Source organism: Rhizobium viscosum (assembly GCF_014873945.1).
GTDB classification, from domain to species: Bacteria; Pseudomonadota; Alphaproteobacteria; order Rhizobiales; family Rhizobiaceae; genus Rhizobium; species Rhizobium viscosum.
The window spans coordinates 3,189,321-3,215,583 of the sequence record NZ_JADBEC010000001.1; the positions used below are offsets into that span (position 1 = coordinate 3,189,321).

Annotated in this window: 25 protein-coding genes; 11 read left to right on the top strand and 14 right to left on the bottom strand. The window is 60.2% G+C overall.

Features of this window, described 5'->3' with window-relative positions; genetic code table 11:
- Nucleotides 1–157 precede the first annotated feature (157 nt).
- Nucleotides 158–1,066, bottom strand: coding sequence for a metallophosphoesterase family protein (locus tag H4W29_RS15610; RefSeq protein WP_192729715.1), 909 nt, complete (start codon nucleotides 1,064–1,066; stop codon nucleotides 158–160).
- Nucleotides 1,067–1,134: 68 nt separating this feature from the next.
- Here H4W29_RS15610 and H4W29_RS15615 point away from each other — a divergent pair, with 68 nt between their 5' ends.
- Nucleotides 1,135–1,614: an NUDIX domain-containing protein gene (locus H4W29_RS15615; protein WP_192729716.1), complete on the top strand. Its 480-nt coding sequence runs from the start codon at nucleotides 1,135–1,137 to the stop codon at nucleotides 1,612–1,614.
- A 3-nt stretch (nucleotides 1,615–1,617) separates the two neighbouring features.
- On the opposite strand, the gene H4W29_RS15620 is transcribed toward H4W29_RS15615, so the two are convergent.
- Nucleotides 1,618–2,607, bottom strand: a complete 990-nt coding sequence (locus tag H4W29_RS15620) for a glutathione S-transferase family protein (protein WP_192729717.1) — start codon at nucleotides 2,605–2,607, stop codon at nucleotides 1,618–1,620.
- A gap of 232 nt (nucleotides 2,608–2,839) precedes the next feature.
- Between H4W29_RS15620 and H4W29_RS15625 the strand changes: the two genes are divergently transcribed.
- Entirely contained in the window at nucleotides 2,840–3,394 is a 555-nt protein-coding gene (locus tag H4W29_RS15625; RefSeq protein WP_312872304.1) for a GNAT family N-acetyltransferase, read from the top strand.
- On the opposite strand, the gene H4W29_RS15630 is transcribed toward H4W29_RS15625, so the two are convergent.
- From H4W29_RS15630 to H4W29_RS15650, 5 genes are read right to left on the bottom strand one after another with little or no spacing between them, the layout of a single operon-like run.
- The gene (locus tag H4W29_RS15630) at nucleotides 3,391–3,807 is read right to left on the bottom strand and encodes a GNAT family N-acetyltransferase (protein ID WP_192729718.1); all 417 of its coding nucleotides are present in this window, start codon (nucleotides 3,805–3,807) and stop codon (nucleotides 3,391–3,393) included. The genes H4W29_RS15625 and H4W29_RS15630 overlap by 4 nt on opposite strands.
- 2 nt (nucleotides 3,808–3,809) lie before the next feature.
- Entirely contained in the window at nucleotides 3,810–5,882 is a 2,073-nt protein-coding gene (locus H4W29_RS15635; RefSeq protein ID WP_192729719.1) for a hypothetical protein, read from the bottom strand.
- Between the two features lies 1 nt (nucleotide 5,883).
- The gene (locus H4W29_RS15640; RefSeq protein WP_192729720.1) at nucleotides 5,884–8,703 is read right to left on the bottom strand and encodes a DUF4159 domain-containing protein; all 2,820 of its coding nucleotides are present in this window, start codon (nucleotides 8,701–8,703) and stop codon (nucleotides 5,884–5,886) included.
- Nucleotides 8,700–9,620 carry a DUF58 domain-containing protein gene (locus tag H4W29_RS15645; protein ID WP_192729721.1) on the bottom strand — a complete coding sequence of 307 codons (921 nt, stop codon included), beginning with the start codon at nucleotides 9,618–9,620 and terminating at the stop codon, nucleotides 8,700–8,702. The genes H4W29_RS15640 and H4W29_RS15645 overlap by 4 nt, the downstream gene beginning before the upstream one ends.
- Nucleotides 9,621–9,633: 13 nt before the next feature.
- Nucleotides 9,634–10,644: an AAA family ATPase gene (locus H4W29_RS15650; protein ID WP_192729722.1), complete on the bottom strand. Its 1,011-nt coding sequence runs from the start codon at nucleotides 10,642–10,644 to the stop codon at nucleotides 9,634–9,636.
- 159 nt (nucleotides 10,645–10,803) lie between these two features.
- On the opposite strand from H4W29_RS15650, the gene H4W29_RS15655 reads away from it, so the two are divergent.
- From H4W29_RS15655 to H4W29_RS15665, 3 genes are read left to right on the top strand one after another with little or no spacing between them, the layout of a single operon-like run.
- Nucleotides 10,804–11,451 carry a DUF1285 domain-containing protein gene (locus H4W29_RS15655; protein ID WP_192729723.1) on the top strand — a complete coding sequence of 216 codons (648 nt, stop codon included), beginning with the start codon at nucleotides 10,804–10,806 and terminating at the stop codon, nucleotides 11,449–11,451.
- The gene (locus H4W29_RS15660) at nucleotides 11,448–12,098 is read left to right on the top strand and encodes a CoA pyrophosphatase (protein WP_192729724.1); all 651 of its coding nucleotides are present in this window, start codon (nucleotides 11,448–11,450) and stop codon (nucleotides 12,096–12,098) included. Before H4W29_RS15655 ends, H4W29_RS15660 begins: the two co-directional genes overlap by 4 nt.
- Nucleotides 12,095–13,351 carry a CCA tRNA nucleotidyltransferase gene (locus tag H4W29_RS15665; RefSeq protein WP_192729725.1) on the top strand — a complete coding sequence of 419 codons (1,257 nt, stop codon included), beginning with the start codon at nucleotides 12,095–12,097 and terminating at the stop codon, nucleotides 13,349–13,351. Before H4W29_RS15660 ends, H4W29_RS15665 begins: the two co-directional genes overlap by 4 nt.
- Nucleotides 13,352–13,353: 2 nt before the next feature.
- Here H4W29_RS15665 and H4W29_RS15670 read toward each other — a convergent pair whose 3' ends face one another.
- From H4W29_RS15670 to hemF, 3 genes are all read right to left on the bottom strand, one after another.
- Nucleotides 13,354–13,539, bottom strand: a complete 186-nt coding sequence (locus H4W29_RS15670) for a DUF1059 domain-containing protein (protein WP_007824454.1) — start codon at nucleotides 13,537–13,539, stop codon at nucleotides 13,354–13,356.
- Between the two features lie 125 nt (nucleotides 13,540–13,664).
- On the bottom strand, nucleotides 13,665–13,940 hold the full coding sequence (locus H4W29_RS15675; RefSeq protein ID WP_192729726.1) for a hypothetical protein: 276 nt from the start codon (nucleotides 13,938–13,940) through the stop codon (nucleotides 13,665–13,667).
- Between the two features lie 142 nt (nucleotides 13,941–14,082).
- Nucleotides 14,083–14,994 carry an oxygen-dependent coproporphyrinogen oxidase gene (gene hemF / locus H4W29_RS15680; protein ID WP_192729727.1) on the bottom strand — a complete coding sequence of 304 codons (912 nt, stop codon included), beginning with the start codon at nucleotides 14,992–14,994 and terminating at the stop codon, nucleotides 14,083–14,085.
- A 133-nt stretch (nucleotides 14,995–15,127) separates the two neighbouring features.
- On the opposite strand from hemF, the gene H4W29_RS15685 reads away from it, so the two are divergent.
- Nucleotides 15,128–15,388, top strand: coding sequence for a hypothetical protein (locus H4W29_RS15685; protein WP_037100062.1), 261 nt, complete (start codon nucleotides 15,128–15,130; stop codon nucleotides 15,386–15,388).
- A gap of 2 nt (nucleotides 15,389–15,390) precedes the next feature.
- On the opposite strand, the gene H4W29_RS15690 is transcribed toward H4W29_RS15685, so the two are convergent.
- Together H4W29_RS15690 and H4W29_RS15695 are read right to left on the bottom strand one after the other, a co-directional pair.
- Entirely contained in the window at nucleotides 15,391–17,037 is a 1,647-nt protein-coding gene (locus tag H4W29_RS15690; RefSeq protein ID WP_192729728.1) for a Na/Pi cotransporter family protein, read from the bottom strand.
- Between the two features lie 190 nt (nucleotides 17,038–17,227).
- On the bottom strand, nucleotides 17,228–17,689 hold the full coding sequence (locus H4W29_RS15695; RefSeq protein WP_192729729.1) for a tRNA (cytidine(34)-2'-O)-methyltransferase: 462 nt from the start codon (nucleotides 17,687–17,689) through the stop codon (nucleotides 17,228–17,230).
- 385 nt (nucleotides 17,690–18,074) lie between these two features.
- On the opposite strand from H4W29_RS15695, the gene H4W29_RS15700 reads away from it, so the two are divergent.
- A complete protein-coding gene (locus H4W29_RS15700) occupies nucleotides 18,075–19,931 on the top strand; it encodes an ABC transporter ATP-binding protein (RefSeq protein WP_192729730.1) in 1,857 nt (618 codons plus the stop codon).
- Nucleotides 19,932–19,998: 67 nt separating this feature from the next.
- On the opposite strand, the gene H4W29_RS15705 is transcribed toward H4W29_RS15700, so the two are convergent.
- Nucleotides 19,999–20,250 (bottom strand): CopG family ribbon-helix-helix protein, encoded by a 252-nt coding sequence (locus tag H4W29_RS15705; protein ID WP_192729731.1) that lies wholly within the window; start codon nucleotides 20,248–20,250, stop codon nucleotides 19,999–20,001.
- A 162-nt stretch (nucleotides 20,251–20,412) separates the two neighbouring features.
- Here H4W29_RS15705 and H4W29_RS15710 point away from each other — a divergent pair, with 162 nt between their 5' ends.
- The gene (locus tag H4W29_RS15710) at nucleotides 20,413–22,311 is read left to right on the top strand and encodes an ABC transporter ATP-binding protein (protein ID WP_192730752.1); all 1,899 of its coding nucleotides are present in this window, start codon (nucleotides 20,413–20,415) and stop codon (nucleotides 22,309–22,311) included.
- Here H4W29_RS15710 and H4W29_RS15715 read toward each other — a convergent pair.
- Nucleotides 22,282–23,211 (bottom strand): endonuclease/exonuclease/phosphatase family protein, encoded by a 930-nt coding sequence (locus H4W29_RS15715; RefSeq protein ID WP_192729732.1) that lies wholly within the window; start codon nucleotides 23,209–23,211, stop codon nucleotides 22,282–22,284. The two genes, H4W29_RS15710 and H4W29_RS15715, sit on opposite strands and share 30 nt — an antisense overlap.
- A 287-nt stretch (nucleotides 23,212–23,498) precedes the next feature.
- Here H4W29_RS15715 and petA point away from each other — a divergent pair, with 287 nt between their 5' ends.
- Genes petA through H4W29_RS15730 form a run of 3 tightly spaced genes read left to right on the top strand, consistent with a single transcriptional unit; the run spans nucleotide 23,499 to nucleotide 26,255 of the window.
- Nucleotides 23,499–24,074: a ubiquinol-cytochrome c reductase iron-sulfur subunit gene (petA, locus tag H4W29_RS15720; protein WP_192729733.1), complete on the top strand. Its 576-nt coding sequence runs from the start codon at nucleotides 23,499–23,501 to the stop codon at nucleotides 24,072–24,074.
- A gap of 14 nt (nucleotides 24,075–24,088) precedes the next feature.
- On the top strand, nucleotides 24,089–25,357 hold the full coding sequence (locus tag H4W29_RS15725) for a cytochrome b (protein WP_192729734.1): 1,269 nt from the start codon (nucleotides 24,089–24,091) through the stop codon (nucleotides 25,355–25,357).
- Between the two features lie 25 nt (nucleotides 25,358–25,382).
- A complete protein-coding gene (locus tag H4W29_RS15730; RefSeq protein WP_192729735.1) occupies nucleotides 25,383–26,255 on the top strand; it encodes a cytochrome c1 in 873 nt (290 codons plus the stop codon).
- Nucleotides 26,256–26,263: the final 8 nt, after the last annotated feature.

Below are 26,263 nucleotides of genomic sequence, written 5' to 3' on the forward strand. Positions count from 1 at the left end.
GGCGTACTCCGTTTTGAAGCGCTGCGGTTGTTGAATTGTACGCCGACGCTTAAAAATACCAAGAGCCCCGGCGGTCTTTATTGCCTATGCTGCGACATTGGTGACCGATCTTCACAGGTTGGTTCAACAGCTGCCGGAATCGATTCCGCAATCGCCTTTAAAGTGCGAAAATATCTGCACTTTCCGGCATCATGCCATCGGCCGTATCGTTGATGCTGAAGCGCTCGCCCTTCACCTCCCAGGCGCCCGGGGAGCCGGAAATGGAGAAGAGATTATAGGCGGCGCGCGGCTTGATGCCGCCCGGTCCCTGCGAGGCCGACGCTATGCCGACGACAGGTACCGGGCCTGTCTGTCCGCGCAGCCAGTAAAGCGTGTTGAGATGGGTATGGCCGTGCAGCACGAGCTCTGCGCCGCCGGTGGAAACGACGGCGGCAAAACGGCGGATGCCGATCATGCGCTTGTAGAAAGAGGTCGCGCCGCGGATCGGCGGATGGTGGATCATGACCACACGGAACAGACCGGCCTCGCCGGCAGCGCGCAGCATGTTGACCGTATCGCGCGCCTGGCGCGCGCCGAAAAAGCCGGAGGCCGCGAAGGGCGGAGTTGCGACGGCGGTCGAGCAGCCGACGATCGCCACCTTGTCGCGGATGCGAAGGTAAGGGAATATGTGCCGGTCTTCTTCCCATTGCGGCGGAGCGAGGTCGCCGCGCACATAGTCGTACCAGGCGCGCATCGACTTCTCATAGGCGCCCGGCACATAGGCATCGTGGTTACCAGGGACGACCGATGTTGCGGCGGGATCGCCGAGTTCGCGCAGCCAGGCTGCCGCGCTCCGGATCTCGATACCGCTTGCGAGGTTGACGAGGTCGCCGGTCACTGCCAGATGGTCTGCCTTGTGGGAGCGGATATCGTCCAGCAGCAGATCGAGCGTGCTGCCGAAAAGATGCTTGCGCCGGTTGCGGTGCCAGTTCACAAAGCCCGTAATACGTTTTGAGAAAAGTTCGTGAATGGAAAGGCGGGGCAGGGGTCCGAGATGGACGTCGGAGATATGCGCGAGCTTGAACATGCAACGACACATAGACCAGCTTATTTACAATTCAAACACATCCCCGCGATGAGAATATGAAAGAGCCCATGGCAGACAAACAAACATGGCCCCTTCACATGAAAGTGTTGGTGCGATTGCTGCACGTGTATTTTTCCGTCGCGCGCGGCATGACGATGGGGGTGCGTGCAGCCTGTTTCGACGAGCAGGGGCGCCTCTTTCTCGTTCGTCACGGCTATACAGGCGGATGGCATATGCCAGGCGGCGGGCTGGAACGAAACGAGACGGCAGAAGAGGCGCTCATCAAGGAGTTGCGGGAGGAAGGCAACCTCAGGATCGTGGGCAAGCCGCAGCTCTTCCACGTCTATTTCAACACCAATATCACCCGGCGCGATCATGTGGTCTTCTACCGAGCTACCGTGGAACAGACCGCGCCGCGACTGCCGGACTGGGAAATTGCCGAGAGCGGCTTTTTCGAAATCGACAAGCTGCCGGCGGAGACGACTGAAGCGACGTATAGGAGGCTTGCCGAACTCCGCGGCGAGGCGGAGCCGGCGCATTACTGGTGAAGCTCAGGCTGCGGCTGCGAGCTTGTCGCGGCCATGCGGCCGGTCGAGATCGAGCGCCGGACCTGATGGCACGATGCCGGTCGGGTTGATGGTCTTGTGGCTCCGGTAATAGTGCTCCTTGATGTGGCGCAGGTTTACCGTCTCGGCGACACCGGGGGTCTGATAGAGGTCACGCAGATAGCCCGGCAGGTTGCGGTAGTCCTCGACGCGGCGGATATTGCATTTGAAGTGGCCGACATAAACGGGATCGAAACGCACGAGCGTCGTGAAGAGGCGCCAGTCGGCCTCGGTCTGGCGATCGCCGAAAAGGTAACGGCCCTTGCCAAGGCGCTCATCGAGCTTGTCCAGCGTTTCGAAGAGTTTGACGACATTTTCCTCGTAAGCTGCTTGTGTGGTGGCAAAGCCTGACTTGTAGACGCCGTTATTGACGGTGTCATAGACTACGTCGTTCAGCGCATCGATATCTGCCCGCAGGTCTTCCGGGTAATAATCCGCTGTTGAGTCCGTCAGGTGATTGAAGGCGCTGTTGAACATGCGGATGATTTCGGCCGACTCGTTGTTGACGATCGTGCCGGTTTGCTTGTCCCAGAGAACAGGGACAGTGACGCGGCCGGAATAGTGCGGATCGGCCTTCACGTAGATTTCCCAGAGCGCCTTGGAGCCGAAAAGGTGGTCGCCGGTGGCGCCATTGCCGACTTTGAACTCCCAGCCATTTTCCACCATCAGCGGATCGACGACCGAAACGGAAATCAGGTCTTCGAGCTTCTTGAGCTTGCGGAAGATCAGCGTGCGATGCGCCCAGGGACAGGCGAGGGAAACATAGAGATGATAGCGACCCGCTTCTGCCTTGAAGCCGCCTTTGCCGCTGGGGCCGGCCTCTCCATCGGCGGTGATCCAGTTGCGGAACTGCGAGGGCTGACGCTTGAAATGGCCCTTCGTTTCCTTCGTGTCGTACCAGACGTCATGCCAGACGCCGTCCACCAGCATGCCCATGTTTTCTACCTCTGAAATTGGTTGTTGCAGCATAGATATTGCGGTGCGCTGCTTTTTGCAGGTCGGCAAAGATTGAACACTGCGTCTTGGTCACCCAATTCTTGACCGAATTTTTGCAATGGACGACAGAAATTTTTCCTGCTATCCGCCTTCCTCACAAATTTTGGAATCCTGCTTGATGTCTATTCTCAGAGGCCTGCGACGACGCTGATGCTCCCGAACGCCTGAGGGCGTGTTCGCGAACCCATATATCTGCGTCTATCCGGTCTCTGTTCCCATGCTCATGTACAAGCACGATCTCGTCTACCTCACTGAGGACGCGTCTCACGACGCCGCTATCGAACTCATCAACGAAGAAGCCTTCGGCCCCGGCCGGCACACACGCGCTGCTGCCCGTATTCGCGAGCAGGGACCTCATGACCTGTCGCTCTCCTTCATCTGCGCCGATGACGGCGAGACGATTGCTTCGGTGCGGATGACGCCGGTTCTGGCCGGAACGGTGAAAGGCCATCTCTTGGGACCGCTTGCCGTGCGGCCGTCGCACAAGAGCAAGGGTATCGGCCGGGAACTGGTACGCATCGCAGTCGAGGCCGCCAAACGCAGGGGTTCGGAAGCCATCATCCTCGTCGGTGATCCGCCGTATTACGGCCCGCTCGGCTTCGAGAAGGTCGCCTATGGCGCATTGACTTTTCCCGGTCCCGTCGATCCGAGCCGTGTGCTCGTCGTCCCGATCGCTGAAGACACGCATGCGCGGCTGAAGGGTACGATCGCCTGGCGGCATAGTTAGAGCATCTTCTTGAGAAACGTCCGCGTCCTGCCCTCGGGAAAATCCGGCAGTTCGCCAAAGATCTCATAGCCCTGGCGCTGGTATGCGCCGAGCGCGTGCGGGTTGAACGTATCGATCCAGGCGCCTCGGCAGCCCCGGGCGACGGCTTCCTCTTCAGCCTTCGCAAGAATCTTGCCGGCCATGCCACTGCCGCGCAGTGTATCGGGGATGTAGAGCATCTGGACGAAGAGCCAGCCCCAGGCGGTGTAGCCGGACAGGCCGCCCGAGACTTTGCCATCGGTATCCCGGATGAAAACGGCAAGCGTCTGCCGTTCGGACGGACCTACATCCTCGGTATTGAAGGCCGAAAGGCCATCAGTGATGACGGCGAGCTCTTCCGGTGAAGGGGCGGCGGTGAGCTCGAATTCCGGCATCGTTATCGTCCTTCACGCCACCACATGGCGCCAAAGGCGAGAAGCAGAATTCCAACACCTGCAAAACCCGCAAAGAGCGGCAAGGTATTGATGCCCTTCAGCACGGTCTCATTGGTCATGCGGATCGCCATGCGATCATTGTCTGCCACGCGCACTTGGCCGCGCACCGGCAGGATCGGCGGGACAGTGATGGTGCCGGCATTGTTGACGACGCGTGTGACGAGACCGCGGCTCTTATCGGTGATTGGTTTCAGCGCAGCGGTTGTCGAAATCATCGCCTTGAATTCCGGCGCATCGACGGCGCCGACATGGGCGAGCGTGGTCAGATCGCCATTGCGGATTTCGAAAAGGCCAATTTCGTCCATGCGCCTTTCAGCCTTGTAGAGGCCGGGCTCCGTCTGCGTCAGCGGCAGGTTCTCGGTCTTGCCCGAGGGGTAGCGCACGACCGCGTCTCCGGGGGCATCGCCAATCGTCTGGCGGGTGATTTCCAGCGTGCGGCCGGAGGTGCGTGCCGTCAGGGCCTCTTCCTCCAGTGCCGGTTCCTTCATCAGCCAGTGGGCGATGCGGCGATAGAGCGAGACATGCGGGCCGCCGCCTTCGAAGCCGCGCGCCCAGAGCCAGCCCTGATCGGAAAGCAGCATGGCGACGCGGCCCTGGCCGGCACGGTTAAGAACCAGCAGCGGATGGTTGTCGGCGCCGACCATGACGGTCTGTCCCTGTGGCCGCTCGACATCGACGCTGCGGAACCAGCGGCCCCAATGCGGCGGCTCATCGCCGGAACCGTCAAGCCCACGCGTGACGGGATGCTTGCGGCCTTGTTCGGAAAGACGGGGATAGAAGGCTTGCTCGATCATCCGTCCGGTCGGCTCTGCCGGCAGCACGGAGGCAAGCGGTGTCATCGCGATCGACTCCGGGCTTGCGTGCTCAGGACCGGCGGCAATCAGCAATGCGCCGCCATTCTCCACATATTGCGCGATGTTGTCGTAATAGAGCATCGGCAGCACATTGGCGCGATCCTGATAGCGGTCGAAGATGATCAGATCGAAGTCCTTGATCTTGTCGACGAAGAGCTCTCGGGTCGGGAATGCAATCAGCGACAGCTCGTTGATCGGCGTGCCGTCCTGCTTTTCCGGTGGGCGCAGGATGGTGAAATGCACGAGATCGACTGACGCGTCGGACTTCAGGAGATTGCGCCAGGCGCGCTCGCCGGCATGCGGTTCGCCCGAGACCAGGAGAACGCGCAGGTTCTGGCGGATGCCATCGATGATGTGCACGGCACGGTTATTGGCATCCGTCACCTCGCCGGGAATGCTGGCGACCGAGAATTCCAGCACATTCGGGCCGCCGCGGGTCACCTTGAAGGAGAAGGGCGTATCCTGACCGGGCGTCGCCTGCAGGGTGGCGATCTCGTCGCCGTTGAGGCGCACCGTCACATTCGCCGTACCGCCGGGGCTCGGACCGTCGTCGAAGACGCGCATAACGAGTTGTTGCTCCTCGTTGACGATGCCGAAGCGGGGCGCCTTGATAACCTCGATGCGGCGGTCGAACTCGTTTGGCTTGCCGGTGATGAGGCCATGGATCGGCGCATCGAAGCCGAGCGCCTGATTGACGCCGGGCACATCATGCACTTCGCCATCCGTCAGCATGATCGCGCCACCCACGCGCGAGGGCGGCACATCGGCGATCGAAGCTGACAGGGCCTCGAAGAGGCGCGTCGAGGGCACGTCGGAATTGCGGTCCTCGTTCACGTCGACGAAGCGGGGCTCGATCTGCGGAAAGCGGGCGAGCTGGGTTTTCAACGACGCCAGCGCATCATCCGTCATCTTCATGCGGTCGGCCGTCTGCTGGCTCTGGCTGCGGTCGACGATAACGGGGACAATGGTCGAAAGCGGATCACGGTCTTCCTGCAGCAGTACCGGGTTGGCAAGTGCTGCCAGCAGGGCGAGGGCCGCGAGTGTGCGGATCCATGCGCCGCGTATGCCGCGCCAGATCGCGAATACGGCGATCAGGAGGACGATGCCAGTCAGTACCGCTAAAAAAGGCCAGGGCAGGAAGGGCGAATAATCGAGTGTCATATCACTGCCCCAGCCGTTCGAGCAGGTCGGGCACGTGAACCTGGTCTGTCTTGTAGTTGCCGGTCAGCATGTACATCATGATGTTGACGCCGGCGCGAAACGCGTATTCGCGCTGCGTCTCATCCGGCGGCACAGTTGGCAGCAGCGGCGTGTCATTGTCGTCAACGGCCCATGCGCCGGCAAAATCGTTTGCGGTTATCAGGATCGGCGAGACGCCGTCTGCGGCAGCTGCCGGCCTGTTGGCGTTGTTCTGGTTCTGGCCACCCTGCCGCGCCTCGATCCAGAGCGGACTGCCGGCGTAGCGGCCGGGGAAGCTGGACAGCAGATAGAAGGACTTGGTCAGCACGTGGTCGTGCGGAACGGGTTCAAGCGGCGGAATATCCAGATTGGCGAGGATCTGCTGCAGGCGCTGGCCGTTGGCGGTCGTGTCGCTGCTCCCTTCGAGAGAGTCGATCTGGTCGCGTGTGTCGAAAAGCACCGTTCCGCCATTTCGCATATAGGCGTCGATACGGCTGATGGCGGCGTTAGACGGCATCGGCGCGGTCGCCGAAATGGGCCAGTAGATGATCGGGTAGAAGGATAGCTCGTCCTTATTCAGGTCAATGCCAACGGGCGGGGACGGCTCCAGCGTGGTGCGGTAAGTCAGGAATCTCGTGAGGCCATTGAGCCCCTCTTCGGAAATATTGTCCACATCCTGCTCGCCGGTCACGACATAGGCGAGATGAGTATTGTCGAGCCGCTGCATGATGATGTCATCGCCCGGCTGGGTGTCATTGGCATGCAGGAGGTCCGGCCGCAGCATGAGACCAGCCGCAAGTGCCACGGCGATCGTTGCCGCTGCGCGGGCGCGGGGTCGCAGGCGGGAGAAGGCGCCATTCATGAAGAGCACGATCAGGCTGTCGGTGAGAAGCAGCAGGAAGGCGATGAAGAAGAGCAAGGGCTTCGCCGACCAGCTTTCGCCGCCGACGAGGCCGGCGCGGACGACATTGAAGCCACTGATATCGAGCGGTTTCAGCTCTGCATTGTCGGGCAGCACGTTCAGCGCCGTGAAGCCATCTTCGGAGCCATAGAGGCCGGGTGGATTGTCAAAATTGGCAACGGGTGCTGCCTTGGCATTCGGGATCAGCGGACGGGCATTGCCGGTTTCGGTGACCAGGATGCCCTTGGCGGTCAGCATGCGGAAGGGCGGCAGGGTTTCGGCAACGCGCGCACTGCCAGATGATTCCGAGGTTACCCCGCCGGAGCGCGAGATCTGGATGAGGTGGCGCAGCATTTCGACGAAGGTGCCAGAAATCGGCAGGTTCGACCAGGTCGCTTCGGCACTCACATGGAAGAGCACGATCTGGCCGGCATTCATCTTGTTCATGGTCACGAGCGGTGTACCATCGGCAAGGCTTGCCCATGTGCGTTCGGCAAGATCGGGTGTCGGCTCTGCCAGCACCTGGCGGTTGACCGTCACGTCGGTCGGACGCGGTATGCCGGCAAACGGGCTGAATCCGGGGAATTCGGCGAGCGCCTGCGGCTCGCTCCAGGACAAGCTGCCGCCAAGTGCCCGTTCGCCCTGCCGCAGGGTGACCGGGATCAAGGGATCTTCGGCAGGTGCCGCAGCAAGGCGCGGGCCGGCAAAGCGCAGCAGCATGCCGCCATTCGATATCCAGCGCTGCAGGGGCGCGTAGGTATCCTCCGGAAGGCGGCCGATGTCGGCCATGATGATGATCGAGGGATTATTGGCGAGCAGCTTCGGGATCGCGACGGAAAGATTGGCATCGGTCGGCCGCACGAGGTCCGCATAGGGCTCAAGCGCTCTCTGGATATAGTAGAGCGGGGACAGCAGCGGCTGGAATTCATCACCGCTTTCGCCTGAGAGAAGCACGACCCTGCGGCGCTTGAAGGCATCGTCGAGCAGATGCACCGCGCCTGCGGTGGCGCCGGTATTGATGCTGACGCGGGCAAAATCATTGCGCATCTCGAAGGGGGCGGAAATGCCGGCATTGACGGTGGTCTGGCCGGGGGCGAAGTCAGCCCTGCCGGTGGCGATTACGCGGCCCTGCGCATCCTGCGCGTTGAGCGGGACGGAGACCGCGCCAGCGGGGCTGAGCCGAGTCACCTTGACCGTCATTGCATCGGCCGTGTTGCCGGCGCCGGAGATTGCTACCGTCTGGGCGGCATCGCCTTCGATCACACGCAGTTCGGCAGGTTGAAGATCGGAGAGCTGACGGACGGTAGCATCGTTGTCGCTGCTTGCCGCACCGTCGGTGAGGAAGGCAAGCGTACCCGGATGTACGCCGTTGAGAGCCGAGCGCAGAGCCTCGAATGCGCGCTGGCGATCCGGCACGAGTGGCTTCGGCTCAGCGGCACGCAGCTTTTCGCGGGCGGTGGCGGCGGTGCCTGGTGTTGCGTCATTGGTCGGATCGGCAGTGAAGGCGATGGAGACGACAGCGCCGGCAGACTCGGCATCGTCGATCAGCGCGTCGGCCGTCTGGATGCGGCGCTCCCAGTCGGGTGCCGAAGCCCAGCTATTGTCGACGAAAAGGACGAGCGGACCACCCGATGCGAGTGAGCTGGTGCGCGGATTGAAGACCGGATCAGCGATGGCGAAAATGATGGCGGCGGCCAGAAGCATGCGCAGCAGCGTCAGCCACCAGGGACTTTGCGCCGGCGTCTCCTCGCGTTTCAGCACAGTCGCAAGGATTTTCAGCGGTGGGAACACTTCCGCCTGTGGGCGTGGCGGGGTGAGCCGCAGCAGCCACCAGATGACGGGAAGGGCAATCAGCGCGCCGAGGATGGCGGGATAGGCGAAGGCGAAAGGAAGCGCGCTCAAAGCTGTCCTCCATGCGTTGCCTTTGCCGGCATGCCGGAAAGATACATGTGGACAGCGACCAGCGCTTCGGACGCCAGGTGATCTGTGCGGTGGCTGACGAAAGTCCAGCCGAGATGGCGCAGCGACTGACCAAGATTTTCGCGTCGGGCGAGATAGGCGTTGCGATAGTCTTCCCGTAGGCTCTCCGCCCGCCCGGAGGTCAGCCGTTCGCCGGTCTCCGGATCGGTGAATTCGGTGCGGCCGTTATAGGGGAAGATTTCCTCGGCCGGATCGGCAATTTCCACCACATGACCGCGAAGACCGCGGCGGGCAAGCGGACCGAGGCGGGCCATGATGGCGGGCGCGTCATCGAGAAAATCACCGATGAGGATGAGATCGCTCCAGCCGCGCACCATCACGGTTTCGGGCAGGCCGCCGGTCAGCGGCGTGTGCATCAGCGCGGCTGCGAGCCTCTCGGCTGCATTGCGGGCTGAGATAGGCTCCATCACGCCGGGGCAGCCGATGCGCTCGCCGGATCGGGCGAGGATTTCGGCAAGCGCCAGCATGATGACCAGCGCCCGGCTTTCCTTGGATACGCTGCCGTAGCTCGACTTGTACATCATCGAGGGCGACATGTCGGCCCAGAGCCAGATCGTGTGAGCGGCTTCCCATTCGCGGTCGCGCACATAGGTGTGATCGTCACGGGCGGAGCGGCGCCAGTCGATGCGCGACAGGCTTTCGCCTTCGCTATAGGGACGGAACTGCCAGAAATTCTCGCCGATGCCACGCTTGCGGCGGCCATGCCAGCCGGCAATCACGGTGTTGGCGATGCGCTTGGCTTCGACCAGGCAATCCGGCACGAGGGCAGCCCGCTGCCTTGCGCGGGAAAGGGCATCGTTGCCTGACGTCGGGTTGACGATCTGTCCGATGGATGCCACGCGCTGCGCTTCCTTATCCCTTTGCCTGCTTGACCAGTCCGGCGATGACGTCGCGCACCGACATGCCCTCGGCACGGGCGGCGAAGGTCAGCGCCATACGGTGCTCGAGAACGGGCTCGGCCAAAGCATAGATATCGTCGAGTGAGGGGGCCAGACGGCCTTCGTAGAGCGCGCGGGCGCGGGCGCAGAGCATCATCGCCTGGCCGGCGCGCGGGCCGGGGCCCCAGGCGACATGCTTGTCGGTGGAAGCATTGCCCTGACCCGGACGGGCGGAGCGAACCAGCGAGAGGATAGCATCGACGACCGTGTCGCTGACCGGCATCTGGCGCACGAGCGTCTGGATTTCTATGAGACGCGCGGCGTTGATGACCGGTTCGGGCTTGGCTTCGGTGAGGCCGGTGGTTTCCAGCAGAATCTGGCGTTCGGCCGCAAGCTCGGGATAGTGGACATCGACTTGCAGCAGGAAGCGGTCGAGCTGGGCTTCGGGAAGCGGATAGGTGCCTTCCTGCTCCAGTGGGTTCTGCGTTGCCAGAACGTGGAAGGGCGAGGGCAGGTCATAACGCTGGCCGGCAATCGTGATATGATATTCCTGCATCGCCTGCAGAAGTGCCGACTGGGTGCGCGGCGAGGCGCGGTTAATCTCGTCGGCCATCAGAAGCTGGGCGAAGACCGGACCTTTGACGAAACGGAAGGAGCGGCGGCCGCTCTCATCCTGGTCCATGACTTCGGAGCCGAGGATATCCGAGGGCATCAGGTCGGGGGTGAACTGAATGCGGTTTGCGGCAAGACCCAATACCTCGCCGAGCGTCGTCACGAGCCTCGTCTTGGCAAGGCCGGGAACGCCGACGAGAAGGGCGTGGCCACCCGAGAGAACGGCGAGAAGCGTGTTTTCAACCACGCTTTCCTGACCGAAGATGACCTTGGAGACTTCCGTGCGGATGGCGGCGATATCGGATAGCGCTCTTTCTGCGGCGGCGACAATCGCCTGTTCATCGAGGCTGGCTTCGGTCTTGATCATACCCACGGGCATCTCCAACGGCTGAAATCATTCGGCTGCGAATCGTCTGACTTTAATAGGCGTGCCTCATACCCGATACAGTTATGAAGTTGTTGCGGGCTGACAAGTTTGTTTCAAATGACTATCTCGTGACTTATTTCGTTAAAAGCAAACCGGGACGGAAGAATGGCAGCCGAGGAAATGAAGCAGATGGCGGATGCAGCGGGGCTTGCCGCGCTGATTTCGCGCGCTTCCGAAGCAAAATCCGGCAAGAAGCGCGGATTGCCGCCTGTCGAGAAATGGAATCCGCCCTTTTGCGGCGATATCGACATGGAAATCAGGGCGGATGGCACATGGTTCTACATGGGCACGCCGATCGGCCGGCAGCCGCTGGTTCAGCTCTTTTCCACCGTTTTGAGGAAGGATGAAGACAGCAGGACCTACCTCGTAACTCCTGTGGAAAAGGTCGGGATCAGGGTCGTCGATGCGCCCTTCGTTGCCGTCGAGATGAACGCGAGCGAGAAGGATGGACAGCAGATTCTGACCTTCCGCACCAATGTCGGCGATGTCATCGAGGCTGGCAAGGATCATCCTCTGCGCTTTCCAGGACATGGGCCGGGAGATGGGCCAGCGCGCGGGAAAGACAGTGAACTGAAGCCCTACCTGCAGGTGCGGGGACGGCTCGAAGCGCTCGTGTCGCGCGCCGTGATGTATGAAATGGTCGACCTCGGCGAAGTGGCCGAGGTCGCCGGCCGGAAGATGTTCGTCCTTCGCTCCGGCGGCGAGATTTTTCCAATCATGCCGGCGGATGAATTGGAAGCAGCCTCCCGATGAGCGAAGCGATCAGCAGGACCTATCCCCCGTTTTCGGCTGCCGAGTTCCGTCGCCGTGCGCTCAACCAGATCGGTGCACCCATTGATCACGCCTGGCGCGACCATGGCGACCATGTGCTCAATCCCGATATCGTTGCGCTGGCCGAGACCCTGAAGCTCCGTGATGCGGCCGTACTGGTGCCCGTCGTCGACGATGGCGATGAGGCGAAGGTGATCTTCACCAAGCGGACATCGACGCTGCGCAAGCATTCCGGCCAGATCGCCTTTCCAGGCGGTTCGATCGATCCAGACGATGTCTCGCCCGAGATGGCCGCGATCCGCGAAACCGAGGAGGAGATCGGCCTTGGCGGCGGCTTCGTCGAAACGGTCGGGCGGCTGCCGAACTATCTGTCATCCACCGGGTTCCGCATCACGCCCGTCCTCGGCGTGGTGCAGCGCGGTTTCTCGCTGCAACTCAATCCGATCGAAGTGGACGATGTTTTCGAGGTGCCGCTCTCCTTCCTGATGAATCCTGCCAATCACAACAGGGACAAGCGCGTGGTTGACGGCATCGACCGGCATTTCTACCGCATGCCCTATGAAACGCGAATGATCTGGGGCATCACCGCCGGCATTGTCCGCACGCTCTATGAAAGGCTCTATGCATGACCTCAGTGGCCGACCAGGCATGGTTTCAGGATCCGGCGCTCGGTCGCGTCTTTGCGCTGCTCAACGCCGATGGCGGGGAAGGGCGTGTGGTCGGCGGTGCCGTGCGCAACAGCCTGATGGGGCTTGCGGTCGCCGATATCGATATCGCAACCACGCTGCTGCCGGAAGCCGTCCTGGAGCGGGCCGCTGCTGCCGGCATCAAGGCGGTGCCGACCGGCATTGACCACGGGACGGTGACGCTCGTCATCGATGGCCGCCCCTTCGAAGTGACGACGCTGCGTACCGATGTGGAAACGGATGGCCGTCGCGCCAAGGTGGCCTTCAGCGCGGACTGGCAATCGGATGCGGAACGACGCGACCTCACCATCAACGCGTTATACGCCAATGCTGCGGGCGAAGTGATCGATCTCGTCGGTGGGCTCGATGATATCGAGAAGCGCAATATCCGCTTCATCGGCAATGCAGCGACGCGGATCGCCGAGGATTATCTGCGCATCCTGCGTTTCTTCCGTTTCTTCGCCTGGTACGGTTCCGGACGGCCCGATGCGGAGGGGCTGAGAGCGTCATCCGCTGCGCGTTCGAAGCTGAAAACGCTGTCGGCCGAACGTGTCTGGTCGGAGCTCAGAAAGCTCCTGTCGGCGGAAGATCCCGGCCGGGCGCTTCTCTGGATGCGGCAGGTTGCGGTTCTCTCGGAAATCCTGCCGGAAACGGAAAAATGGGGTATCGATGCCATTCCGGCGCTCGTCTCGACCGAGAAGGCGCTCGGCTGGGCACGCGATCCCTTGCTTCGGCTTGCCTCGATTATTCCGCCTGATCCGGCGCGGCTGGAGGAACTGGCAGCGCGGCTGAAATTTTCGAATGCAGAAGCCGCCTATTTCAGGGCTTGGGCAAAGGCCGCTCCAGTCAATGATGAGATTTCCGCTGCCGCCTTCGAGAAGCTGCTCTACGGAAACGGCGTGGACGGCATCATCGTGCGGCTAAAACTGGCGCTTGGCGTTGCTCGCGGCAAGGCAGAGAATGGTAGTTTTGATGAAATGAGCCGTTCGGCGCGGCTTTCGAAGCTTCTTGATCATGCACGCATCTGGAAGAAGCCGCAGTTTCCGCTGAATGGCGCAGATGTGATGGCCATGGGCATACAGGCCGGCCCTAAGGTCGGTGAAATCCTGTCGACCTTGGAAAACCAGTGGGTAGAAGAGAATTTCGTTTCCGACCGGGCGGCATTGCTCGCCCGGCTTTCGGAGATTGCAGGTTGAGATCAGGCCGCGTTCGCTTCGTCGCGGATGCGGGCCTTGATATTGTCCACCATGTTTTCGCGAATGGTCGTTTCGCCGTGGGCGGTTCTCATATGTTCGACGGCGCGGCGAACAACTTCAGCATCATTGTCGGCCCTTGTGTGCCAATCGCATCCGGGAACGAGCGTACCGCATTCGAAAAGTCGCATGGTCTTCTCCTGTCTCTGAAATGCAGAACCATCGCGCTTTCGCGCGACTGAGGAATGTGCGGCAATGGAGAAGGTTCCGGCGGAGGAAAGCTCCGGCCGACCTGGAAGTCGGCCGAAAGGCTCTGTTATTGGTGGGGCATTGCCCAGGCCATGTAAGTATCCGAAAGGTGTGCGGGCTTGTTGCTGTTGGCAGCACCTGTTGCCTGCTCTTGAAGTTCTTCCGGGGTCTTGCCGCCTGCGAGCTGCAATTTCACCTGCTCGACAAAGCAGGAGAGCGGCAGGTCGGAGCCGCTTTTCGCTCTCAAGTCTTCGGCGATGCGCGTTAGAAACTCGGGCGCTTCGATTGCGCGGGACGTTTCCTGAACACCTGCAGAAGCAGGAGAGTTGCTTTGTACCGTCATGACAATCCTCCTCCGATTGTAACGCACAGAAGCTAATTTAGGACGCACTCAGTTCTGATGAAGGCCTTTCAACGCGATTTTACCGGAATTGTATTTCAAATTTATCAGCATGCCGGTCTTTGCCAGCACGCTTGGCGCTGGCTTATGGCCAGCGCACGACGGGCGGCAGCGAAGAGAGAATGGATTCGACATTGCCGCCGGTTTTCAGGCCGAAGATCGTCCCCCGGTCGTAGAGGAGATTAAACTCGACATAGCGGCCACGGCGAATCAATTGTTCGTCACGGTCGGCCTCCGTCCAGTCCTTGTTGAAATTTGAACGGACGATCTTGGGGTAAACCATGGCGAAGGCCCGGCCGACATCCCGCGTGAAGGCGAAATCGGCATTCCAGCCGCCGGCTTCCGCGCTGGAATGCAGCCAGTCGTAGAAGATGCCGCCGACGCCGCGCGCCTCGTTGCGGTGCTTGAGGAAGAAATATTCGTCACACCATTTCTTGTAGGCCTCGTAATCGGCGACCGCATGGTTGCGGCAGGTGATTTCCATGGCCTTGTGGAAGAGCTGGGTGTCTTCATCTTCCTGGGTGCGACGGCGACCGAGAACCGGGGTCAGGTCGGCGCCGCCGCCGAACCAGCGGCTTGTGGTGACGACCATGCGGGTGTTCATGTGAACCGCCGGCACATTGGGATTGACCGGATGGGCGATCAGCGAAATGCCCGATGCCCAGAAGCGCGGATCTTCGGCGGCGCCCGGTATCTGGGCCCGGAAGTCGGGCGCGAACTCGCCATAGACGGTGGAGGTATGCACGCCGACCTTTTCGAAGACGCGGCCTTCCATCATCGACATGCGGCCACCGCCGCCGGCACCGTTTTCGCGCGACCAGTCCTTGGCGACGAAACGGCCTGGCTCCTGGTCGGAGAGGGGACCTTCGAGTTCATCTTCGAGCGCTTCGAAGGAAGCGCAGATCGTGTCCCGCAGCCCCTCAAACCATGTACGGGCGGCAGTCTTTTTGTCCTCGATGTCTTCGGGCAGGCCGATCGGCAGTTCCGGTCTTTCCATACGATTCGCTCTTTGTTGATTACAATCCCGGTTTAGCAGGTGCAGCAGAAGCCTGCCAGCGGTGGAAGGCCCCTGCAAGATTCGACTCGCAAAGGGCGGATTTCGATACTACTTTTCATTCAGAGGTAGGTTTATGGCGAAAATTCCGGGGCCTCCGCCCTTCGAAGGCTTGAAGCGCAGGATAGCAAAGCATCGGGCAGAGGCGTCCGCCCGTGAGCGAGATCACTTTGTCCGCGAAACATACCGAATGGGGCTTCTGGAAGCCCGCGCGAAGGCGCGCGAATGGTTCGACGAATATCCGAAAGCCGCCTATTGGACCGAAGTGGAAAGCTGGCGTCAGCTGGAGGGCGACCAGATCGAATTCACCATGCGCCGCTTGCCATCCGCCGATTGAACTTATTCGGCTGCTTTACGCAGGCGGCTTTCGATCAGAAGGCCGCTTTCGTCGAGGATCGGATGCGCCACTGAGACGATGTGCGCATTGATACGCTTCAGGTCACGCAGCATATCGAGATGAAGTGAACTCGTCTGGAGGCTGTCGGCACGCCCGTCGCGCAGCCGCTCGAGATGCCGCTCGGCCGATTGCTTTTCCATTCGGCGAACCTCGACCTTCACTTCCATCATCTGCCGAGCGAGATTGAAGTCGCGGGTGACGAAGATGGTCTGGGCGACGCGCAGGTTGTCGATCGTCAGATCAAAGAGCTTGCGCAATTCCTTGTAGCCGTCTTCAGAGAATTTCAGGCCGAGCGAGACTTTCTTGCCGACCTGCTCCAGCAAGCCTTTCTCGATGATGTCGCCGATATGCTCGAGATTGATCGCGTAGTCGATGATAACGATAGAGCGGCGGGCATTCTCGTCGCTGAGACCGCCGCGGCCGAGCTTGGAGAGATAGACCTTCACCTCCTGCTGCAGCAGGTCGACGCGCTTTTCGAGCGCTGGGATCTCGGCGAGCTTGGACATGTCGTCGTGTTCGAAAGCCTCCGAGGTGCGCAGCAGCATGCGTTCGATAAGATCGCCGACGCCAAGCACTTCGCGCGTCGCGCTGGCAAGCGCCACAACGGGGGTCGATAGTTCCTGTATGTCGAGGAATTTCGGCCCCTGATCCGGCTGAGCGTCGTCGGGCACGAGCCGGGCGGTGAAGGTGGATACTGCCCTGGAGAAAGGCCAAGCGAGCCCTGCGAGCAGAATGTTGAAGATCAAGTGCGCATCGACCGGCAGCTTGGCCGGACCGAAAGGCAGCATCTGCAGGAGTGGTGCGGCATAGCCGACGAGCGGCAGCGCGATCAGGCAACCCGCACTGCGGACGATGAGATTGCCGAGCGTGACGCGTCTCGCCGAGGCAGGGCCGGAGAGGGTTGCGACAACGGGCGGAATCGCGCCGCCGAGATTGGCACCGAGGACGAGAACGATGATCAGTTCCGGGGACACGATCCCCGTTGACGCGAGCGACAGGATCAGGACGACCACCGCAAGGCTCGACGACGAAATGAAGGCGAGTGCTGCGGAAAAAACCAGAGCAACGGGCCAGGCATCGCCGAGCAGGCCGATGAAGGCAGCCAGTGCCGGCGACGTGCGCATGGGCTCCGTCGCATTGCTCAGCAGATGCAGGGAGAGCAGCATAAGGCCGATGCCGATCATGGCCGCGCCGCCGCCGTGGCGGGCGCTGGACTTTCCGCGATAGAGCACGATCCCGCCAAGAATGAGCAGCGGCGAAACCCATTCGATGCCGGTAGCGACTATCCAGGCGGTCACGGCAGTCCCGACATTGGCGCCGAGCAGTACGATCTGGGCCATGCGCGGCTTGATGAGGTCGCGTTCCACAAAGGAGGCCGTCATCAAGGCCGTTGCGGTCGAACTTTGCAGGGCGATGGTTGCCAGGAAACCTGACAGGATCGAGCGCGGCCCGTTCGCCGTGCCCGTCGCAAGCCCGGTCCTCAGGCGTGCGCCGAAGGCGCGCGTGACGCCGTCCTTGACCTGCGCAAGGCCGAAGAGCAGCAGCGCAATTGCGCCGAACAGATTGATCATGACGATTGTGGATTCCATGGTCCTGGTTTTTTTCTTCTTCTTGAGAAGGTTTTCTCGATTCTACGTTTCCGTAGTCGAGTAAATCATTGGAATCTCACTGCTTGTGCAGATTTATTGATTGCCTGGCTAATTAATATAGGGCTTTTTGCGTCGATTCAAAGCGATGTTTGCGACATGAAGGCCGCCAAAGATCGGCATGTCTGCAGGTTCACGACCAGACGGTCTGCCGCATTGCCTCTCCTGTGATCATCGCGGCGGAGACGGCAAGGTTGATCGAACGCTGGCCTTCCACCATCGGGATCAGGACGCGCCCATCGGCACGTTCATGCACATGATCGGGTACGCCGGCGCTTTCACGGCCGAAGAGCAGGATATCATCAGGGCGGAAGGCGAAATCCGTGTAGCGCTGCGATGCTTTCGTCGTGGCGAGGATCAGGCGGCGGCCGGTGGCTGCGCGCCATTCCTCGAAGCGTTCCCAATTGACATGGCGCGTGAGCGCCGCGGCTGCCAGATAGTCCATGCCCGCCCGCTTCAGGTTTCGATCGGAAATGTCGAAACCGGCGGGCTCGATGATGTCAACCGCAAAGCCCAGGCAGGCAGCAAGGCGCAGGATCGTTCCGGTATTGCCCGGTATATCGGGTTGATAGAGCGCCAGTCTAAGGTCTGCCATGGGAAATTGTCCGTTGAGATGATACGCAATTGGCCTATCCGAACTGTGATTTTGAGGCAACAGAACGCTTTTTGACCTTTCGATGGTCACTTTCCAAGCTGGCGGGGCTGGAAATTTAGGCATTTTCGCGCTATCGGTGCATATCTTCAATCGCCAACAGGGAGCGCCGACATGGATACATTTGTGCTGATGCGTCTCCCGCCCGTGATGCCACTGTTGGTGACCTGGCGCATATAAGGCGCTTTTCTTTCCCCTAATTGCCCATTTTGAATAATTGCGCGGCCATTACGGCCTCGCCCCTTGAGCCTCCGGTTCCCATATGTGCTTTCGTGCGCCGCAAGAGCGCAAAGCCGGGGCCGGAACGCGGAAGTTCTGGAGCGATTTCATGTTTGACTGGTTCGAACGGCGACTTAATCCCTATCCGAGCGAGGAGCCGGTCGCTCCCCCGAAGGGTCTTTTTGCCTTCTGCTGGCACTACAGCAAGCCGGCGGCGGGATGGCTTGCGCTCATGGCCTTCCTGACGGCGTTGATCGCAGTCGGCGAAGTGGCGCTCTTCCAGTTCCTTGGCGATATCGTCGACTGGTTGACGAATGCCGATAAGGCGACCTTCCTACAGAATGAGGGTCACAAACTGATCTGGATGGGTGCGCTGGTGCTGATCGGACTGCCGCTCGTTGCCGGTCTCGATTCGCTCATCATGCATCAGATGATGCTCGGCAATTATCCGATGATCGCGCGCTGGCAGATGCACCGCTTCCTGCTGCGCCACAGCATGACCTTCTTTGCCAACGAGTTTGCCGGGCGCGTTGCCACAAAGGTCATGCAGACGTCGCTTGCCGTGCGCGAAACGGTCATGAAGATCCTCGACGTCTTCGTCTATGTCGTGACCTACTTTCTGTCGATGATCGTCATCATCGCGGCTGCCGACTGGCGGCTGATGCTGCCGATCCTCGCCTGGCTCGGCGTCTATATAGGCATCGTCGCCTATTTCGTGCCGCGGCTTCGCAAGATTGCGGCGCAGCAGGCAGATGCGCGCTCGCTGATGACCGGCCGCGTAGTGGATAGCTATACGAACATTGCCACCGTGAAACTGTTTTCCCATGCAGGCCGAGAAGAGGTCTATGCCAAGGAGAGCATGGAGGGCTTCCTGGACACGGTACACAGGCAGATGCGCAAGGTGACGCTCTTCCATATGAGCGTCTACCTGAACAACTGCATTTCACTGTTCATCATTTCCAGCCTGTCCATCTGGCTGTGGCTGAACGGCACGATCTCGGTCGGTGCGATTTCGATCGCCATCGGCCTTGCGATGCGCGTCAACGGCATGTCGCAGTGGATCATGTGGGAAGTCTCGGCGCTCTTCGAAAACATCGGCACCGTCTATGACGGCATGGAGATGATGTCGAAGCAGCACGATATCGTCGACAAGCCCGATGCGCCCAAGCTCACCGCGAAGAAGGGTGCGATCCATTACGAGCGCATCGGCTTCCACTACGGTAAGGGCAAGGGCGTCATCGACAATCTGTCGCTCGATATCAAGGCAGGCGAGAAGGTCGGTCTCGTCGGACGCTCAGGTGCGGGCAAGACGACCCTGATGAACCTGCTCCTGCGTTTCTACGATCTGGAGTCCGGGCGCATCACCATCGACGGCCAGGATATTTCCGAGGTGTCGCAGGATAGCCTTCGGGCGTTGATCGGCGTTGTGACGCAGGATACGTCGCTGCTGCACCGCTCTATCCGCGATAACATCGCTTATGGACGCCCCGACGCGACCGATGAGGATGTGATCGAGGCGGCAAGGCGGGCCAATGCCTGGGAGTTCGTTGAAAGTCTTGTCGATATGCACGGCCGCAAGGGGCTTGATGCACAGGTCGGCGAGCGCGGTGTGAAACTCTCCGGCGGCCAGCGTCAGCGCATCGCGATCGCACGCGTCTTCCTGAAGGACGCGCCGATCCTGGTGCTCGACGAGGCGACCTCGGCGCTCGATTCCGAAGTGGAAGCGGCGATCCAGGAAAACCTCTTCGCGCTGATGGAAGGCAAGACCGTCATCGCGATCGCTCACCGCCTGTCGACGTTGACCGAGATGGACCGGCTGATCGTGCTCGACAAGGGCCGCATCATCGAAAGCGGCACGCATGGCGAACTGGTCAGCCATGGCGGCATCTATGCCGATCTGTGGAATCGCCAGTCCGGCGGCTTCCTCGCCGATCACGAGGAAGAGACCGAAGTCGCAGCCCAGTAAAATAAGCCCTTCCCGTTTCTGCGGGGAGGGCTTTTCTTTTGTCCTGTTGAGGAAATCAATTTTCCGCTTAGAGCGTGCGGACTCGGTCGGCGCAGAGGCTGTCGGCCCAGTCGATGACGCGATGATGCTCCACGACAACGATCGAGTTCGAGGCAAGCGACTGAAGCGTGAAAATCCGCAGCCGTTCCTCCCGTTCTATCCAGTTTGCTATGGCTTCCGTCACGATGCTGTCACGCGGCACATCCAGCGCGTCCGCCAGGGCGTCGAGCTTTTCCGCAAGGGAAAGCGGAAGATGCGCATTGAGCGTTTTCGTTTCCATATCTGCGGTCTCCGGTAAGACGCGATCATGGCACGAGATCGTGGCTGCTTCCACCCGTATCAATGGAGATGACGCCGATATTACCGATCATTACGAAAATATAAGGTTGCGTCCGCTTTATATTCTCTTTGCCGCAATTCTGAACGGGCCTATATCGCGGTGATGCTGCTCACTCCGATCCTTCGCCTGTTCGAAACCTGGATAGATCCCTTCCGCGCTCGCGACAATCTTCAACCGCCGCGCAATACATTCGGATTCATCTGGTTCTATATCGGCCAGGCCAAGTGGCCGTTTATCGCCATGCTAGTGCTCGGCGGCATGTCGGCGGCGATCGAAGCAGCTCTTTTCTGGTTCGTGGGGCGCCTCGTCGATATCCTCAGTACCATCAAGCCCGAAGACGGCTGGAGTACGCTCCTGGCTGCTCATGGCAGCGAGATTTTCGGCATGCTGGCGCTGATCGGCATCGTTCGTTTCGTCGTCGCATTCCTGATTGCGCTGATCGACCAGCAGGTCATCACACCGGGATTTTATAATCTGGCGCGCTGGCAGTCCTATCTGCATGTGTCGCGCCAGTCTCTCGCCTTTTTCCAGAGTGATTTTTCCGGCCGTATCGTTACCAAGGTCTGGTCGGCGGGGCAGGCGACAGGCGATCTCGTGACGTCGCTGATGGAAAGTGTATGGTTCGTCGGCATCTATGCCGTCACGACGCTGGTTTTGGTCGGGCAGCTCGATTTTTCGCTGGCGGCGGTGGTTCTCTTCTGGCTGGCGGCTTTCAGCGTGCTCGCCCGCTATTTCGTGCCGCGCATCCGCTATCACTCGCGGGAAACTGCGGAGGCAGCTTCGCTGCTCAATGGCCGCATCGTCGATGCCTATAGCAATATCCAGACGCTGAAGCTCTTCGCACGCGACGAGGAGAGCGACCGCTACATGCTTGACGGCTTCAACGCCTATCAGGAAACGGTGCTAAAGTTCACGCGCTTCATCACCGGCGTTCGTGCGTCTATGGCGCTGCTCTCAGGCCTGATGATCGTCACCATGGCCGGCCTCAGCGTCGATCTGTGGCTGCGTGGGCTGATCAGCTCGGGTGGGGTCGCCTTTTCGCTGACGCTGGTTCTGCGGTTGAACTTTCTGCTCGGGCGGTTGATGACCCAGTTCAACGGCATCATGCGCAATCTCGGCACCATTCAGAACGCGGCGGAGCTGATTTCCCAGCCGCTGCATCTCGTCAACCGCCCCGATGCGAAGGAACTCGTCATCAAGCAGCCGGGTATCCGTTTCGAGAATGTTTCCTTCCACTACGGCAAGGAGAATTCGGTCATCGACAATTTTTCCTTGACGATCCGTCCCGGCGAAAAGGTCGGCATCATCGGCCGCTCCGGTGCGGGCAAGTCGACGCTCGTGAATATTCTCCTGCGTCTCTACGATCTCGAGGGCGGGCGTATCTTGATCGATGGGCAGGATATCGCCGCCGTCACCCAGGAATCATTGCGTATGCAGATCGGCATGGTCAGCCAAGATACGTCGCTGCTGCATCGCTCCGTGCGTGACAACATCCTTTTCGGCCGGCCTGATGCCGGAGAGGAACGCCTTGTCGAGGCCGCCAGACGCGCCGAAGCGCTCGATTTCATCGAGCGGCTGCGGGATCAACAGGGCCGCAAGGGTTTTGACGCGCATGTCGGCGAGCGCGGGGTCAAGCTCTCTGGCGGTCAGCGCCAGCGTATCGCTATTGCGCGTGTGTTGCTGAAGGATGCACCGATCCTCGTTCTCGACGAGGCGACGTCGGCGCTTGATTCAGAAGTGGAAGAGGCGATCCAGTCAAACCTGAACCGCGTGATGGAAGGCAAGACGGTGCTTGCGATTGCCCATCGGCTTTCGACGATCGCCGCGCTCGACAGGCTTGTCGTGATCGACCGCGGCAAGATCATCGAAGAAGGCACGCATGATGCGCTTCTGAGGCAGGGCGGGCTTTATGCCGATCTCTGGGCGCGCCAGTCCGGCGGCTTTCTCGCTTCTGGCGATGACAATACGCGCTCAGTATTCGCGGACGAAATCGCTGACTAGGCCGTAGTGGTTCGAGCCGAAGCTGTCTTCCAGCCGGCTCGTCGCGCGGATGAGCAGCGGTGGTCTTGCGAAGATATGGTCGATGCTGATGCCGAAGGAGCCGGCGCTGACTGGCCAGGTGGTGGGTTCAGGGAAATCCGTCGTTAGTCCCGTCCCGCGCAAAAAGTGCTGAATAGTCGGTGCCAGGATCGAGGAATTGAAATCTCCGGCAACCACCAGCGCGCCTGTATGAGGCTTCATAAAAGCCGTGAGATCCTCAAGCTCGTCGGCCTGAAAATCATCAAAATATGGTTTGGAGAGATGGGGGAACAGGAGATCGACAGGCGTTCCATCGAAGTCGATCGAAACCGACACGAGCCGCTGTTTCCAAAGCTCGCCGATGTCGCGGGTCTCCTGCCGGACAAAGGGACGTTTCGACAGCACAAGCGTATCGCATTTTTCACTCGCATCGCAGCCGATCCGGTAGGGATAGAGCTGCTGAAGCCGTGGCAGCTGCGCAAAGACCGGCTCGGCCTCCATAATATCGACCACATCGGCGCCTGAAGCCAGGATGGCATCGGCAATCCGCCCACCGTTTTCAAAATTGTCATTCTCGATATTGAAGGACATGAGCCGGAAAAGGCGGGGGGCATCCTCCGGAGGCGTCCTGCCGGCGAATTCGCGCAGCATGATGACGCCGTGGATATTCAGGAAGGTTGCTACCGCCAGCATCAGAAAGCCATACCAGTGTCGCCTGAAAAAGAGGGCAATGACTGCGCCGACTGCGCAGACGATGCTGAGATGAACCTGGAAGCTGTAAACGAGCGAAAGCAGCCAGAAATCGGTAAAATAACGGAGCGAAACGAGGGCCAGGACAATCGTGATGAGGACGCTCAATACGCAGAAAACAGTATGCCTCATCGGCGCAAATCCAAATTCGTATGGCAAACTCACCAGCGCCTAACACGCCCCCTAGTTTGTTGCAACGCAGCAAAGTTGCAAGCCAGTGATTGCCTTAAAAAATTCACTGAAATTTCCCGCGACATTGTGCCCCCATCCTCTTGTCAAGGGTGGACATAATTTGCGATCAAGCATAGAACGCGCCGGATTGGTGGGGAATCTATGGCCGAAATATGTTGTGATAGATTCGCCGCCTCTGGAGGGGCAGGGCGGAATTCCGCGACAATTGCGCAGAGGATGGTTAAGCCGTGAGCGAACACGTAACGACAAGCGAGGCTTCAGAGCCCACTCGCCGTGATTTCCTTTATCTCACCACTGGTATGGCAGGTGCAGTCGGCGCCGTTGCGGTTGCTTGGCCGTTTATCGACCAGATGCGTCCGGATGCGTCGACGCTGGCGCTTGCTTCCATCGAAGTCGATGTCGCGAGCCTTACGCCCGGCATGTCGCTGACGGTCAAGTGGCGCGGCAAGCCGATCTTCATCCGCAACCGCACGCCGGAAGAAGTGAAGGCCGCGGCCGACGTCCAGCTTTCGGATCTCAAGGACCCGATCGCCCGCAATGCAAACCTTCCTCCCGACGCTCCGGCAACGGGCGCTGACCGCTCGGGCGGCAAGGATAAGGAAAACTGGATCGTCATGATCGGCACCTGCACCCATCTCGGCTGCGTTCCGCTCGGTCAGGCCGGCGAATACAATGGTTGGTTCTGTCCCTGCCATGGTTCGGTCTACGACACGGCCGGCCGCATCCGCAAAGGTCCGGCGCCGGAGAACCTGGCGATTCCGACCTTTTCGTTTTTGTCCGACACAAAGATCAAGATCGGTTGAGGGGAGACTGATTAATGAGTGGCCATTCCAGCTACGAACCATCAACCGGCCTGGAAAAGTGGGTCGATGCGCGCCTTCCGCTGCCGCGCATGGTCTATGACAGCTTCATTGCCTATCCGGTTCCGCGGAACCTGAACTATGCTTACACCTTTGGCGCCATGCTCGCCGTCATGCTGATCGTACAGATCCTGACGGGCGTCACGCTCGCCATGCACTATGCCGCCGACACGACGATCGCCTTCAACTCCGTTGAAAAGATCATGCGTGACGTCAATCACGGCTGGCTGCTGCGCTACCTGCATGCCAACGGCGCATCCTTCTTCTTCGTTGCCGTCTACCTGCACATCGCCCGTGGCCTCTACTACGGCTCCTACAAGGCACCGCGCGAAATCCTCTGGATCCTCGGCGTCGTCATTTACCTGCTGATGATGGCGACCGGCTTCATGGGCTACGTTCTGCCCTGGGGCCAGATGTCCTTCTGGGGCGCGACCGTCATCACCGGCTTTTTCTCGGCTTTCCCTCTGGTTGGCGAATGGGTTCAGCAGTTCCTGCTCGGCGGCTTTGCCGTCGACCAGCCGACGCTGAACCGTTTCTTCTCGCTGCACTACCTGCTGCCCTTCATGATCGCAGGCGTTGTCGTCCTGCACATCTGGGCGCTGCACGTTACCGGCCAGACGAACCCAACTGGCGTCGAGGTCAAGACCAAGACGGACACGGTTCGTTTCACGCCTTATGCAACGCTCAAGGATGCGCTCGGCGTCTCGGTCTTCCTGATCGTCTATGCATACTTCGTCTTCTACCTGCCGAACTATCTCGGCCATGCCGACAACTACATTCCGGCCGACCCGCTGAAGACACCAGCCCATATCGTTCCGGAATGGTACTTCCTGCCGTTCTACGCGATGCTGCGTTCGATCACCTTCAACGTTGGTCCGATCGACTCCAAGCTCGGCGGCGTTCTCGTCATGTTCGGTGCCATTATCGTGCTGTTCTTCCTTCCCTGGCTCGACACTTCGAAGGTGCGCTCGGCGGTTTATCGTCCGTGGTTCAAGCTGTTCTACTGGCTGTTCGTGATCAACGCGATCATCCTCGGCTGGCTCGGTTCGCAGCCGGCGGAAGGCATCTACACGGCGATCTCGCAGTTCTGCACACTGCTCTATTTCGCCTTCTTCCTGGTCGCGATGCCGGTTCTCGGTCTGGTGGAAACACCGCGCCGCATTCCGAACTCGATCACTGAAGCGGTGCTCGAAAAGCGCAACAAGATTGCTGCGGCCAAGGCCTGAGCGAGCGACGGTAAGGAATAGAAACATGAAAAAGCTTGTTGCAAGCATTCTGTCGCTCGCTGTCACAGCCGGTGCCGCCGGTGTGGCTTTTGCTCAGGAAGCAGCGGCTCCGGCCGCTCACCATGAGGAAAGCGCCACGCCGCATTATCCGTTGAAGGAGCCCAAGGAAATCGACTGGACCTTCGCGGGTCCGTTCGGCCATTACGACAAGGGCCAGCTCCAGCGCGGCCTGAAGGTCTATACGGAAGTCTGTGCCGCCTGCCACTCGATGAACCTCGTACCGTTCCGCACGCTGAGCGATCTCGGCTATTCGGATGCGCAGGTGAAGACCTTCGCTGCCAATTATGAAGTCCAGGACGGTCCGGACACCAGCGGCGAAATGTTCACCCGCAAGGCAGTTCCGTCCGACCACTTCCCGTCGCCCTATCCGAATGCGGAGGCAGCTGCTGCCGCCAATAATGGTGCGGCTCCGCCCGACATGTCGCTGCTTGCGAAGGCACGCGAAGTCGAGCGCGGTTTCCCGCAGTTCGTCTTCGATATCTTCACCCAGTATCAGGAAAGCGGCCCGGACTATATCTACTCGCTGCTGACCGGTTATGAAGAGCCGCCGGCTGGCTTCCAGGTTCCGGCAGGCGCGCATTACAACCCGTATTTCCACGCTGCCGCTGCCTTCGCCATGCCGAAGCCGCTCTCCGACGACCAGGTCACCTATGACGATGGTTCGCCGCAGACGGTCGATCAGTACGCCAAGGATGTCTCGTCGTTCCTGATGTGGGCGTCCGAGCCGCATCTCGAAGAACGCAAGCGTACCGGCTTCATGGTCATGGTCTTCCTGCTGATCTTCACTGTGCTGATCTATCTGACCAAACGTTCGGTCTACGCGCGCACTGACCACTGAGATTATCC